General features: G+C 71.7%; 9 protein-coding genes. 3 read left to right on the top strand and 6 right to left on the bottom strand.

Annotated features, from left to right (window positions below):
* Positions 1 to 97: 97 nt before the first annotated feature.
* Entirely contained in the window at positions 98 to 2,203 is a 2,106-nt protein-coding gene (locus tag ACH34R_RS08220) for a M6 family metalloprotease domain-containing protein (protein ID WP_397560681.1), read from the bottom strand.
* Positions 2,204 to 2,351: 148 nt separating this feature from the next.
* On the opposite strand from ACH34R_RS08220, the gene ACH34R_RS08215 reads away from it, so the two are divergent.
* Positions 2,352 to 3,518 (top strand): PucR family transcriptional regulator, encoded by a 1,167-nt coding sequence (locus tag ACH34R_RS08215; protein WP_397560680.1) that lies wholly within the window; start codon positions 2,352 to 2,354, stop codon positions 3,516 to 3,518.
* On the opposite strand, the gene ACH34R_RS08210 is transcribed toward ACH34R_RS08215, so the two are convergent.
* Together ACH34R_RS08210 and ACH34R_RS08205 are read right to left on the bottom strand one after the other, a co-directional pair.
* Complete coding sequence (locus ACH34R_RS08210) at positions 3,519 to 5,312, bottom strand: PP2C family protein-serine/threonine phosphatase (RefSeq protein WP_397560679.1); 1,794 nt, start codon at positions 5,310 to 5,312, stop codon at positions 3,519 to 3,521.
* Positions 5,313 to 5,381: 69 nt separating this feature from the next.
* Positions 5,382 to 6,068 carry a GntR family transcriptional regulator gene (locus tag ACH34R_RS08205; RefSeq protein WP_397560678.1) on the bottom strand — a complete coding sequence of 229 codons (687 nt, stop codon included), beginning with the start codon at positions 6,066 to 6,068 and terminating at the stop codon, positions 5,382 to 5,384.
* Positions 6,069 to 6,161: 93 nt separating this feature from the next.
* Between ACH34R_RS08205 and ACH34R_RS08200 the strand changes: the two genes are divergently transcribed.
* Positions 6,162 to 7,469, top strand: coding sequence for an MFS transporter (locus ACH34R_RS08200; RefSeq protein ID WP_397560677.1), 1,308 nt, complete (start codon positions 6,162 to 6,164; stop codon positions 7,467 to 7,469).
* 187 nt (positions 7,470 to 7,656) lie between these two features.
* Here ACH34R_RS08200 and ACH34R_RS08195 read toward each other — a convergent pair whose 3' ends face one another.
* On the bottom strand, positions 7,657 to 8,061 hold the full coding sequence (locus ACH34R_RS08195; protein WP_397560676.1) for a hypothetical protein: 405 nt from the start codon (positions 8,059 to 8,061) through the stop codon (positions 7,657 to 7,659).
* A 132-nt stretch (positions 8,062 to 8,193) separates the two neighbouring features.
* Positions 8,194 to 8,853, bottom strand: a complete 660-nt coding sequence (locus tag ACH34R_RS08190; protein ID WP_397560675.1) for an HAD family hydrolase — start codon at positions 8,851 to 8,853, stop codon at positions 8,194 to 8,196.
* An 80-nt stretch (positions 8,854 to 8,933) separates the two neighbouring features.
* On the opposite strand from ACH34R_RS08190, the gene ACH34R_RS08185 reads away from it, so the two are divergent.
* The gene (locus ACH34R_RS08185) at positions 8,934 to 9,698 is read left to right on the top strand and encodes a Uma2 family endonuclease (protein ID WP_397560674.1); all 765 of its coding nucleotides are present in this window, start codon (positions 8,934 to 8,936) and stop codon (positions 9,696 to 9,698) included.
* Here ACH34R_RS08185 and hrpA read toward each other — a convergent pair.
* Positions 9,691 to 13,560, bottom strand: a complete 3,870-nt coding sequence (gene hrpA / locus ACH34R_RS08180) for an ATP-dependent RNA helicase HrpA (protein WP_397560673.1) — start codon at positions 13,558 to 13,560, stop codon at positions 9,691 to 9,693. The two genes, ACH34R_RS08185 and hrpA, sit on opposite strands and share 8 nt — an antisense overlap.
* Positions 13,561 to 13,644: the final 84 nt, after the last annotated feature.

Genomic DNA, 13,644 nt, shown 5'->3' with positions numbered 1-13,644 from the left:
CCGAAGGGAGAGATCGGCTCGGTGTTTCGATTCAACCAGATGCCCGGGTGCCGGGGGCGTTCGCGGGGCGGGGAGTTCGACCGGTGCCAGAGAGGGGTCAGCGGTGGGCGCGGGCGACGCAGGCGGCCGTCGCGGTCCTCGCCGGATCGCTCTCGGACCGGGCGGTGAGCGTGATCTTGCCGATCCGGTCGCCGCCCGCCCGCCTGGCGTGGACCGGGACGAGCACCGTCTCCCCGAAGCGGGCCGTGGCCAGCTCGTTGGGCAGCGTGACCGACCAGCCCTTGCCGTGCGCCTTGGCCGACAGCCGGTAGACGTCGGAGCGCAGGTAGGACCCGACGTCCTCGGGGTGTTCGCCGCCCGGCGCGGTGGCCCGGCCGGTGTTGCGGAGCGGGAAGGCGCACCTGGCCCAGGAGCCGCCGGCCGGGACCCCGGCGGTGGACGACAGCCGTACGCCGCGCCGCTGCTCGCCCGCGCCGTCCAGGGAGCGGATCGCCACGGTGTAGGAGAGCACGCCGCGCCGGTCGCGGTGGACGTCCAGGACGTAGAAGTGCAGCCGGTTGGCCTCGTCCACGTACTCGAACTCGCTGCCCGACCCGGTCCCGGCGTGGAACAGCGCGTCGGAGAGCTGGCGGTAGTCGCCCACGGTGATCGGTACGGCGGTGCCGTCCGGCAGCACGTAGTCGGTCATCCCGATGTCCTGCGGATTGGCGTCGATCACCCACTCGAACGGCTTGAACGGCCGGACCTCCTCGTTCCTGGTCTTGGCGAGCAGCACGCCGGAATCAGGGGTGAAGGAGTCGGCGCCCATCCGGTCCACGACCTCGATGGTGTAGTTGTCATAGCCGCCGCCGTCGCAGAACGGGTCCTTGGCGGGGTCGCAGGCCGGGCTCTTGTCGCCGGTGCCGAAGGCGACGTTGACCCCCGAAAGGCCCCTCCGCCCCGGCTGGACGACGCGGGCGGTGACCCTGGCCACCACGAGCCCGGACTCGTCCAGCGCCTCACGGGACAGGCGCAGCACGTTGTTCTCGTCCACCAGGCCCAGCTTGATCTTGTTGCGCAGCATGTGCTGGGCGCCCATCGAGCCGCCGCCGGTGGGCGGGATGCTCCACCTGCTGTGCGGCCCGCCGGGGCCGTTGAAGGAGCCGCGGCTGAGCATCTCCCAGATGCCGGTGTAGGCGCGGCGCGGCGGCACGCCGTAGGGGTTGTTGTAGTTGTCGCCGATGCCCAGGATGTGGCTCAGCTCGTGGGCGAAGACGCCCTGCCCGGAGCTTTCCGCCTGGGTGGAGGAACCGGCCTCGGCGTTGGGCCACATCGACGACGCCGACGCCCAGGAGGTCCAGTCGACGTAGCGGGTGTTCGCCCAGTTGGGGAGGGCCGCGTCGGGGGGCCCGAAGTCGTCGGTGACCTGCTCCTTGGCCGGGAACTTCATCATCCCGAACTCCTGCCAGGTGGCCGACTCGTCCTGCCCGGCGCTGAGGAAGAAGACGAAGTCGAATCCGGCGGGCACCTGCTGCCCGACGTCGGCGATCCAGGCGGCGCGGCCGTCGGTGCGCAGGTTGCGGTCGCACCTGTCGCCGGCCGGGCAGGCGCCGTTCCCCTGGAACTCCATTCCGTACTCGTGGTCCTTGCCCGGCATCTGGTACGGGCCGAAGGCGGTGAGGTCCACGCCGTAGCGCCCGCCGGAGTCCTCCATCCAGTACTCGTGGATGGTGTGCCCGCGGTTGGTCTGGTTCGGGGTGTTCAGGAAGTCCTGGTAGAACCGGGCGACCCGGTCGCGGGGGATGTCGTGGGCCTCGGCGCTCGGGTTCTTGAAGACCGTGGAGCCCTGCGGCTGGGTCACCACGAACGGCTGGTCGGGGTAGTCCAGCAGGACGAGCGCGCCCTTGAAGGTGCGGACTGAGCCCTTGACCGAGGGGTCGGCCCAGTTGGTGCCGGGTGGTCTGCGGTAGTCGGCCCACGTCATGTGGTCGGGGTTCTTCCAGTTCTGGGGGTCGATCGGGGCCGGGTCCCCGGCCGCGACCCGTACCCGCGCGCCCGGCCCGTCGCTCTGCCACGGCTGGGCCTGCGGCCAGTGGTCGTACCGCCAGGGGTGCTCGGGCTGCGGGGGTGGCTCGGCGGCGGCGGGCACGGCCCTGCCCGTCACCGCCAGCGGGACGAGCAGGGCCGTCGCGATCAACGACCTGACGAACCTCCGGCTGCTCACAAGATCACCCCTCCGCGCTACGGCGTGCGCTACGACACACTCAGCGAAGGACGCTACAGACGGGCTTGACGTAGATCACCGAACAGTTGTAGGGAAGGTTCGCGGTCATTTTTCCGACAGTTGACAAAAATGGCTGATCGGAGGTGTCATGGCCGGCGATCTCCAGAGCCTCGTGGACGATCTCGCGTCCCGGCTGCGCCGGCCGCTGCTCCTTGAGGACCGCCTGCAACGGGTGGTCGCCTACAGCGAGCAGGACGGGCCGATCGACGACATCAGGCGTGACTCCATCCTGCGCAGGCACACCGCGCCGGAGGTCCGCGAGTGGCTGCGCAGGGCGGGCATCCACGAGTCGGCCGGGCCGCTGCGCACCCCGGCCGCCCCCACGCTCGGCCTGTTACCCCGGGTGTGCCTGCCGGCCAGGCACGGCGGGCGGCTGCTCGGGTTCCTGTGGTTCATCGACGCCGGGCCGTGCATGACCGACGCGGAGGTGGACCTGGCCGCGCGGGCCACGCCCGCGGTCGCGCTGGCGCTGTTCCGGGAGAGCATGGCCAGCGGGCTGGCCTCGCGGCGGGAGCTGGAGGCGGTGACCGAACTGCTGGCGGGCGCGGCGGGGACGGCGGCCAGGACGCTGATCGAGGCGGGGGCCTTCCCGCAGCGGGGGCCGGTCACCGCGCTGGTGGTCCGCCCCGTGTCCGGACGGGAGGCCGACGACGCCTCCCGGCTGGCGCTGGAGCAGGGACTGCTTGCGGTGCGCAGGAGGGCGGGGGCGCGCAAGCTGCTGCACCTGGTCCGCTACGACCACGGGGTGCTGCTGGCCGAAGGGGGCGCGCTGCGGCCGGATGACGTGCACGAGGCGATGGCGGGGGCGGTCGTCATCGGGGTGGGCAGGCCGCGGCCCGCACTGCACCTGGCGGCGGGGTCCTACCTGGAGGCGGCCCAGGCCGCGGAGGCCGCGCTGCGGATCACCGGGCTGGGCCGGACGGTGGAGTGGGCCGGGCTCGGCGTCTACCGGCTGCTCACGCAGTTCCCGCCGGGGACGTTCGGGCTGCACCCGGGGCTGGAGGCGCTGCTCGCCGACGACGCCCACCTCCCGCTGCTGGAGACCCTGGAGACCTACCTGGACCTCGCCGGCAGCGCGGTCGCCACCTCGCGCACGCTGCGCCTGCACCGCACCTCGCTGTACTACCGGTTGCAGCGCGTCTCCGAACTGACCGGCGCGGACCTCAAGGACGGCGGCGAACGGCTGACCCTGCACCTCAGCCTGAAGCTCGCCCGGCTGGCCGGGCGCTACCGCCCGCGCAGCGAGACGCCCTGATCACAGCACGCGCACGGCCAGGACGCAGATGTCGTCGTCGCCGCGTTCGTCGCGCAGTTCGGCCAGGACGCGGTCCAGCACGCGCTCCGGGTCCTCGTCGGCCCTGGTCCCATGGGCCGCCGCCAGCAGGGCCTCGAACCCCTCCTCGATGTCGCGCCCGCGCCGCTCGACGACCCCGTCGGTGTAGAGGAGCACCAGGTCGCCGCGCCGCAGCGGCGTCGTCTCCAGCGTGTAGGAGAGCGACTCCAGCGCGCCCATGATCGGGCCGGGCCGTACCTGGAGCAGGGTGGCCGTGCCGTCCCTGACCAGCACCGGCGCGGGGTGGCCCGCGCAGATCCAGGCCAGTTCGCGGGTCTCGGCGTCGAAGTGCCCGATGATCGCGGTGCCGGTGACCGTGATGGCGCTGCTGCCGTGGTAGATCAGCTCGTTCAGCCAGGTGGCGAGCCGGTCGGCCGGGGCGCCCGTGTAGGCCAGCCCGGCCAGGCCGCTGCGCATCTGCGCCATCAGGCTGGCCGCGGTCAGGCCGTGGCCCATCGCGTCGCCGATGGCGAGCAGCACCCGGCCGTCGGGCAGCGCCCGCGCCTTGTACCAGTCGCCGCCGAGCCGGTCGACCTCCTCGCCGGGGTAGTAGCGCAGGCCGACGCGCAGCCCGGGAAGGTCCAGCGTGCCGCGGCGCAGCGGCAGGAGGGTGTCCTGGAGCCGGGCGGCGACCCGCTGCTCCTCCGCGGCCTGCCTGCGCGCCTGCGTGGCCCGGCTGTGCGCGGCGGCCAGCGCGCGTTCGCGGCGGCGGCTCGCGGTGATGTCGATGGCCAGCACCCTGATCGCGATCAGCACGCCCGCGCTGTCCAGGACCGGCTCGCTCACCATCCGGACGTGCCTGACACCGTGCCGGTGCATGGCCCGGAACTCGGTCTCGGCGGCCTCGCGGTACTCCAGCAGCGTGCGCAGCCCCTCATCGACCACGGCCTGGTCCTCGGGCACGATCTTGCCGGGGAAGACCTCGATGGGCATCGGGCCCTCGCCGTCCTCCCTGCCGAAGATCTCGTACATCTGGCGGGTCCAGCGGACCTTGCCGGTCGCCAGGTTCCACTCGCCCCAGCCGAGTTCGGCGATGCGCTGCGCCCGCTCCCAGCCGGACACCAGCCGCTCCTCGTCGTCGTGGGCGCGCCAGGAGGTGAGCAGGCCGTCGCCCGCCCGTACCGCCCGCGCGGTGAGCGAGGCCGGCCACAGCCGGTCCCCCAGCACCTCGACGTACTCGAACGGCCCGCGGTGCATGGGCTCCCCCGTCTCCATCACGCGCACGTACTCGTCGTACAGCGAGGAGCGCACGACCCCGGGATTGCGCACGATCAGCCGGTGCCCGGTGAGCCGCTCGGCGGACCGCCCGGTCACGTCCGTCGCGCCCGGGCTCATCGCGGCGTAGTAGAAGTCGATCACCCGGCCCGCCCGGTCGTGGATCGGCACGAGGTAGCAGGCCGACACGTGCGGGACCTGGAGCGCGACGCGGATCCACTCCGGGACGCCGACCTTGGCCTCCTCAGGGACCGGAGGCGGGTCGCCGCCGCGCATCGACAGGGCGACCTCCAGCACGTCCACGCCGCTCTCCCGGGACAGCCCGGCGAGGTATTCCGAGGCGTCCGCCGGGCGTATCCCCATCCTGGCCGCCAGCTCGCAGACGGTCGCGCTGATCACGGCGTCGCGGCGCATGTCGCCGCGCAGCCGGTCGAGCTGCCGCCTGATCAGCTCATGCGCCGGGCGGCTCGCGGTCAGCCCGTCGGGCGGCACTGCGCTCATCCTCGTGCTGTTCCCCGGCCGCGGTATGCGGCCGTCCGCCTCCGGGGAAATTCGTGGCCGTGATCCGGTTCAGGCCCCGCCCGGCCGGGCACGGCCGAACGCCTCGATCAGCATCGCCTCGGCGTCGTCGAGGTAGATCTCCAGCTCGCGCTCGGCCCGGTCGTACTCGCCCGCCTCCAGCAGCGCGACCAGGTCCTTGTTCCGGGGCACGAACGGGCCGTGGAACAGTCGCGGGTCGATCATCACGTGGAAGACCAGGCGCAGCTCGGCCAGCAACTGGCGCATCAGGTCATCGAGCCGCTTGCTGCCGTTCATCTTGGCGAGGGCCTGGTGGAAGCGGAGGTTGGCGGTGCCGACGTCGCGCCAGCGGCTCTCCCGGACCGCCCGGTCGCCCTCCGCGAGCGCGTCGCGCAGCGCGGCCAGGCCCTCGGGGGTGGCCCGCCGTACGGCGGCGCCCTCGATCACCCGCCGCACCCGGTAGAGGTCGGACACGTCTTCGGCGGAAAGGACCCTGACGAACACCCCCCGGTTGAGCCGGTGGGTGAGCAGCCGCTCGTGGGAGAGCAGCCGGAACGCCTCCCGCAGCGTGTTGCGGGAGACACCGAGCGCCTTGCCGATCTCCATCTCCGACAATCGCTCCCCGGGTGTGAAGAACCCCTCGGCGATCCGCTCCCGCAGGATGTCGGCGACCTTCTCGGCCGTGCTGCTGCGGCCCAGGCGCTCGCGGTCGTGCTCCAGCGCCGTGACTTGCTCCATCTAGCCAAGAAATCATTCCACAAACCTCTTGTCGAATTGTTGAACAATCCTTATGTTGAAGGAAATCTCCCGCAGACAGAAGCGGAGCACACGATGACCGGCCCTCAGTCCCAGGCACGGCGTGTGATCGTCGCCGGCCTCATCGGCACCTCACTGGAGTGGTACGACTTCTTCCTGTACGGAACGGCGGCCACGCTCGTCTTCAACAAGCTGTTCTTCCCCACGTTCGACCCGCTCGCGGGGACGTTCCTGGCGTTCGCCACCTTCGCCGTGGGCTTCGTCGCGCGCCCGGTCGGCGGCATCGTGTTCGGCCACTTCGGCGACCGCGTGGGACGCAAGAACATCCTCGTCATCACACTGCTGCTGATGGGGATCGCCACGGTGCTGATCGGCGCGCTGCCCGGCTACGCCTCGATCGGCGTCGCGGCCCCGCTGCTGCTGGTCATCCTGCGTTTCTTGCAGGGGCTCGGCCTCGGCGGGGAGTGGGGCGGGGCGGTGCTGATGTCCATCGAGCACGGCGACCCGCGCAGGCGCGGCTTCAACGCGAGCTGGCCTCAGGTCGGCGTCCCGGCGGGCAACCTGCTCGCCGCCGCGATGCTGGGACTGATGTCGGTGACCCTGCCGGAAGAGGCGTTCCTGGCCTGGGGCTGGCGCGTCCCGTTCCTGCTCTCCGGCGCGCTGGTCATCGTGGGGCTGTGGATCCGGCTGCGGATCGCCGAGTCGCCGCTGTTCGCGGCCGTCGAGCAGGCCGGGGCGAAGGCCAGGATGCCGGTGCTGGACGTGCTGCGCGCCCACCCGAGGGCGCTGCTGTCGGCGATCGGCGCGCGGATCGGCGTGGACGTCGCCTTCTACACCTTCGCCCTGTTCATCGTCCAGTACGTCGCCAACGAGCACGGCCTGCCGCGCTCGGTCGGCCTCAACGCGGTGCTCCTCGGCTCGGCGGTCCAGCTCGGGCTGATCCCGCTGTTCGGCGCGCTGTCGGACAGGTACGGCAGGCGCCCGGTCTACCTGGCGGGCACGGTGGCCGCCGGAGCCTGGATCTTCGCCTTCTTCCCGCTGCTGGACACCCGATCACCGCTGCTGATCACGCTCGCGGCCATCGTCGGCCTGATCGCCCACGCCGCGATGTACGGCCCGCAGGCCGCGTTCATCGCCGAACTGTTCAGCACCCGGCTGCGCTACAGCGGGGCCTCGATGGGTTACCAGATCGCGGGCGTGCTCGGTGGGGCGCTCGCGCCGAGCATCGCCCTGGCCCTGCTGGAGGCGACCGGCGGCACCGTGGCCATCTCGCTGTACGTCCTGGCCGCGCTCGTGCTCACGGTCGCGGGCCTGGCCATCGCGCCCGAGACCCGCGACGTCGACCTCGCGGCGGGCGCGGCGCCGTCCGCGGCCAAGGGCTGACACCGCTTCACCGGGAGGGCACGGAGCCCGCGCGGCCACGCGGACTCCACCCGCACGCGGCACGGCCGTGGGGGGCGCGCCGCGTGCGGGGCCCGGCATCCGGTCGACAGGTGACAGGTGACAGCGGGCACGGCGCGCGGGACCGCGGGGGCCCGCACGCCGTACCGCCGCTCAGCGGTTCAGCGGTTCAGCTCGCCCGGACCGGCCGGAACACCACGACCAGGATGGCCACGGCGACGCCGAAGGTGAGCAGGCCGAGCGGCACGTGCGTCGCCGCGGTGCCCATCCCGCCGGTCATCGACTGGCCGAACCCCAGCAGAAGCAGCACCAGGCTCGCCGCCGCCGGCCACCCCGGCCCGCGTCCCGCGCGCCAGTACACGACCGCCAGGACGAGCTGCACGAGGCCCAGCACATGGACCGCCCCGGCCCCGGTGCCGTGCAGGCCGCGCATGTCCGCCCCGCCGATCATCTGCCCCGCGGTCACCGCCTGCACCAAGATGGACAGCCCGTGCAGCGCCACGGCGACCCGCAGGGAGGCCAGCACCGCCCCCGCCCGCCCTGCCGTACGCGTGGACCCGGCCGCTGCCGTCATCAGACGCCCCTTCTTCGGAAGACCTCCCGGCACCGCGCTGCCGCGGGGTTCGCGGCCGGGCGCCGGCTTGCACGCCTGTCAGCATCGCGGTGGACCACCGGGCGGGGCATCAGCCCACGGTGGGCGGTCGGGCTACACCCTGGGGTGTAGGAGGGCGGTCAGCTCGTCCAGCCCGCCGATCACCACATCGGCCTGATCGGCCTCCGGCCGGGCCGCGTGCAGGAACCCCCACGGCCCGCGGCGCAGCAGCGCCGTGCGCATCCCGGCCGCGCGGGCGGGCAGCACGTCGTTGTCCAGCCGGTCGCCGACGTAGAGGATCTGGGCGGGCTCGCGGCCCACCACCGAGGCCACCTTGGCGAAGAACGCGGGATCGGGCTTTTCGACCCCCCACTCGGCCGAGGTGTGGATGGCGTCCGCCGGGAGGTCCATCGCGGCCAGCGCCCCGGCGGCCTGCGGCGGCTGGTTACCCGCCAGCACCACCTGGTATCCGGCCGCGCGCAGCGCGCCGAGCGCCCGCCGCATGTCGGGGTAGAGGTCGTCGGCGTCGAAGTTCTCCCGCAGGCCGGCGGGATCTTCGGCGCGCCACGCGGCGGACTCGGCCAAAAGGTCGAAGTCCGGGCGCACCAGCCGCAGCGCGTCCATCTGCGACCGGCCGAGCGCCGCCATCCCGCCGATCAGCCCCATCAGCGTCAGCGTGGGCACGCCGAGCCGATCGGCCCACCGCGCCCACAGCCGCGACTCGTCGATCAGCGTCTCGCCCACGTCGAAAACCAGCGCCCGTATCTCCCGCATTCGAACACCCTAACGGCCAGCGCGCCAGGGCCCGGCATGCGATACTCAACGTGTCCGTTCGACCACGAAGGGATAGAGCCATGGTCATAACGAAGGTTCGTCGTGCCGCGAAGGTCATCACCGAAGACCCGGCAGAAGAGGAGGCGGTGGAGGCGGTAGAAGCCGTGGAAACGGCGGGAGAAGAGTCGGAAGAAAGCCAGGAGACCCACTACGACGACCCCTGGGAGCCACTGGTGGAGCCGCAGCCACCGGCCCCCCCGCCCCTGCCGCACACCACATTCGTCGTCGCGGACAACGCACGCACTCCCGCCACCCCCCGAGAGCTGTTCGACGCCCTACCCGCTCTCCCCGGGCTGCGCATGGAGGTCCTTGAAGGGAGACTCATCGTGAGCCCGGTCGGCACCCCCGAGCACGGCTGGTATGCCATGGCCCTGTCCTTCGCCCTGTACCCGCTGATGAACGACAAGGGCTGGAAGGCATGGGCGGGCAACGTGGGCGTGTGCATCGACGGGCCGCGCGAGCCCGTGGAGCCCGACTATGTCCTCGCCCCGGCCGACTGTCCCCGCTGGGGTACCCGGGAGCTGCGCTCGTCGGGGCTCATCATGGTCGCCGAGGTCGTCTCGGCCGGCAGCGTCCCCCAGGACCTGGAGGACAAGCCTCGTATCTACGCCAGCGGCGGGGTGCCGATTTACCTGCTGATCGACACCATCACCACCCCGTCGGTCACCGTTCTCAGCGACATTCGCGACGGGGCCTACCAGAGGCTGGAGAAGGTCCCCATCGGCACACCGATCCGGCTGCCCGAGCCGATCGGCATCGAGCTGGAGACGTCGATCTTCAAGTGATCTTGTCCATGGCCTTGCGGATGCGTTTTTCCGACACCGGGTAGGGCGTGCCGAGGGTCTGGGCGAAGAAGCTGACCCGTAGTTCCTCGATCATCCAGCGGATCTCGGTCACGTCGTCGTCGCCGCGCCGGTCGGCCGTGAGCGAGTCGAGCAGGTCGTGGTAGTCGTCCTCGACCCGGTGGACGGTGAGCATCCAGTCCTCGTCGCGGAACGGGTCGTCGGGGAGCTTGGCCAGGCGGCGCTGGGCGGCGCGCAGGTAGCGGTTGAGGTCGGGCAGGCGGCGCAGGCCGGTGGCGGTGACGAAGCCCGGGCGGACGAGCCTGCCGACCTGGTCCCTGACATCCTCCACCGCGGCCCCCGAGCGCATCGACCCCAGCGTCATCGTCACGTCGTGCCAGACCCCGAGGATGCCCTCGACCTTGGTCACCACGTCGAGGGTCACGTCGAACAACCCGGCCCGCACGTGCTCGCGCACCCGGGCGAAGGCCGCCTCGTCCCAGGCGGGCCCCCCGGCGTCGGCGATGAGCCGGTCGGCGGCGCAGTCCACGCAGTCGTCGAACAACGCCGCCGCCCCGGCGTGCGGGCTGCGGCTGAGCATCAGTTTCTGCTGGTTGCCGAGCTGCCCGAGCACCCACTTGGCCGGTGACGGGCTGCCCAGCAGCACCAGGCGGCGGGTGCCGGTCCACATCGAGCGGCGCTGCTCGGCCTCGGTCTCGAACAGCCGCACCGCGACGCTTCCGCCCTCGTCGGCGAGCGCCGGGTAGGCCTTCATCCGGCGCTGCTCGAAGGTCTTGGGCAGGGTGCCGAGGTCGTTCCAGTCGCGCAGCCCGGTGCGCTCCAGGCCGCCGCCCGCCCGCGACAGCGTGGCCCGCAGCCGGGGGGCCAGCCGGCGTTTGAGCGCGGCGAGGTCCTTTTCCTCGGCGAGGGTGCGCTTGCCCTCCACCACCCGGAACGTGATCTTCAGGTGGTCCGGCACCTGGGCGAGGTTCCAGTCGCCGGGGGCCAGGGCGACCCCCGTCATCTCGTGCAGCTCCCGGGACAGCACGGTGAGCAGTGGCTCCTCGCGGGGCCGCGCGCGTTCGAGCACCCGCCGGGCGAACTCCGGCGCGGGCACGAAGTTGCGCCGCAGCACCTTGGGCAGCGCGCGGATCAGCGCGGTGACCAGCTCGGCGCGCAGGCCGGGGATCTGCCAGTCGAAGCCGTCCGGGGAGACCTGGTTGAGCAGCGAGATCGGGATGTGCGCGGTCACGCCGTCGGCGTCGGCCCCCGGCTCGAACTGGTAGGTCAGCGGGAACCGCAGGGCGCCCTGCCGCCAGACATCGGGGTAGTCCTGTTCGCTGACCTCGCCGGCCCGCTCGCTGATCAGCATCGACTCCTCGAAGTTGAGCAGGTCGGGGTCGTCCTGTCTGGCCTGCTTCCACCAGGCGTCGAAGTGGCGGGCGGAGACGACGTCCGCGCCGACCCGCTGGTCGTAGAAGTCGAACAGGGTCTCGTCGTCGACCAGGATGTCGCGCCGCCTGGCCCGCTCCTCCAGCTCCTCCACCTCGGCGAGCAGCTTGCGGTTGTCCCGGAAGAAGGCGTGGTGGGTCTCCCAGTCGCCCTCCACCAGGGCGTGCCGGATGAACAGCTCGCGGCACAGCTCGGGATCGACGCGACCGTAGTTGATCTTGCGCTGCGCGACGATCGGCACGCCGTACAGGGTGACCTTCTCGTAGGCCATCACCGCGCCCTGGGACTTCTCCCAGTGCGGCTCGGAGTAGGTGCGCTTGACCAGGTGCTGGGCCAGCGGCTCGACCCACTCCGGCTCGATCTTGGCGTTGACCCTGGCCCAGAGCCGGGAGGTCTCCACCAGCTCGGCGGACATCACCCACTGCGGCTGCTTCCTGGCCAGCGCCGAGCCGGGGAAGATGGCGAACCGGGCGTTGCGCGCGCCGATGTACTCGGTGAGCGGGCGGCGCTGGCCCTCCTGGGGCGGGCGTTTGTCGAGGTCCTTGACGCCGAGGTGGGAGAGCAGGCCGGCGAGCAGCGAGATGTGGATCTTCTGTTCGTCGCCGGGGGTGCTGTTCAGGGTGACGCCCAGCGACTTGGACATCTGCCGGAGCTGGCCGTAGACGTCCTGCCACTCGCGGACCCGCAGGTAGTTGAGGAAGTCGGCCTTGCAGGTGCGGCGGAACTGGCTGGAGGACAGCTCCTTCTGCTGTTCCTGGAGGTGCCGCCAGAGATTGAGGTAGGTGAGGAAGTCGGATTCCTTGTCGGCGAACCGGCGGTGCTTCTCGTCGGCGGCCTGTTGCTTGTCCGAGGGGCGTTCGCGCGGGTCTTGAATGGACAGCGCGGCGGCGATCACCATGACCTCACGGACGCAGCCGTTGTGGTCGGCCTCGATCACCATGCGGGCCAGCCGCGGGTCCACCGGCAGCGCGGCCAGTCTGCGGCCGAGCGGGGTGATCCGCCTGGCCTCGTCGAAGGCGCCCAGCTCGCGCAGCAGGTTGACGCCGTCCTTGACCTGGCGCTGGTCCGGCGGATCGACGAACGGGAAGGCCGATATGTCGCCCAGCCCGATGGAGGTCATCTGCAGGATGACCGACGCCAGGTTGGTGCGCAGGATCTCCGGGTCGGTGAACTCCGGGCGGGTCAGGAAGTCGTCTTCGGCGTACAGCCGGATGCAGATGCCGTCGGAGACCCGGCCGCAACGGCCCTTGCGCTGGTTGGCCGACGCCTGGGAGATCGCCTCGATGGGCAGCCGCTGCACCTTGGTCCGGTGGCTGTAGCGGGAGATCCGGGCGAAGCCGGGATCGACGACGTACTTGATGCCGGGGACGGTGAGCGAGGTCTCGGCCACGTTGGTGGACAGCACGACCCGCCGGCCCGTGTGGCGCTGGAACACCCGGTGCTGCTCGGCGGCCGACAGCCGGGCGTACAGCGGCAGGATCTCGGTGTTCTTGAGGTTCTGTTTGGCCAGGGCGTCGGCGGTGTCGCGGATTTCGCGCTCGCCGCTGAGGAAGACCAGGATGTCGCCGGGGCCTTCGGCGCACAGCTCGTCGATCGCCGCGGAGATGGCGGAGATCTGGTCGTCCTGGTCGTCGTCGAGCGGCCGGTACCGCACCTCGACCGGATAGGTGCGGCCGGAGACCTCGACGATCGGCGCGTCGCCGAAGTGGCGGGAGAAGCGCTCGGGGTCGATCGTGGCGGAGGTGATGATCACCTTGAGGTCGGGCCGCCTGGGCAGCAACTCTTTGAGGTAGCCGAGGATGAAGTCGATGTTGAGGCTGCGCTCGTGCGCCTCGTCGATGATCAGCGTGTCGTACTGGTCGAGCATCCGGTCGCCCTGCAACTCGGCCAGCAGGATGCCGTCGGTCATCACCTTGACCAGCGTCTGGTCGGCCACATGGTCGGTGAACCGCACCTTGTAGCCGACCGCGTGGCCGACCTCCCCGCCCAGCTCCTCGGCGATCCGCTCGGCCACCGTGCGCGCGGCGATCCTGCGGGGCTGGGTGTGCCCGATCAGCCCGTTGACCCCGCGGCCCAGCTCCAGGCACATCTTGGGAAGCTGGGTGGTCTTGCCCGAGCCGGTCTCCCCCGCGACGATCACGACCTGGTGGTCGCGGATCGCCGCGAGGATGTCGTCGCGGCGGGCGCTGACCGGCAGGGCCTCGGGGTAGGTGATCTCGGGCACGGCCGAGCGGCGCGCCGCGACGCGCGACTCGGCCGCCGTCACCTCGGCCGCGATCTCCGTCGCGATCTTCTGCTGGGCGGCGCGGTTGCGCACCTTGCGCGCGCCCTCCAGCCTGCGGCGCAGCCGCCGCTGGTCGCGCAGGGTCAGCTCAGGCAGGCGAGCACGCAGCTCATCGAGCGGAGATGTCACGAAGAAGGCCCCATGGTCGCTTTCCCGGCCGCCGGCGGCGCGGCCGTCTCCAGCAAGGATAGGCAAGCCGGGGGGGCACTTCCC

Source organism: Spongiactinospora sp. 9N601 (assembly GCF_044326295.1).
GTDB classification, from domain to species: domain Bacteria; phylum Actinomycetota; class Actinomycetes; order Streptosporangiales; family Streptosporangiaceae; genus Spongiactinospora; species Spongiactinospora gelatinilytica.
The sequence above is the reverse complement of the archived record's forward strand: the minus strand, read 5'-3'. Positions and strand labels throughout refer to the sequence as shown.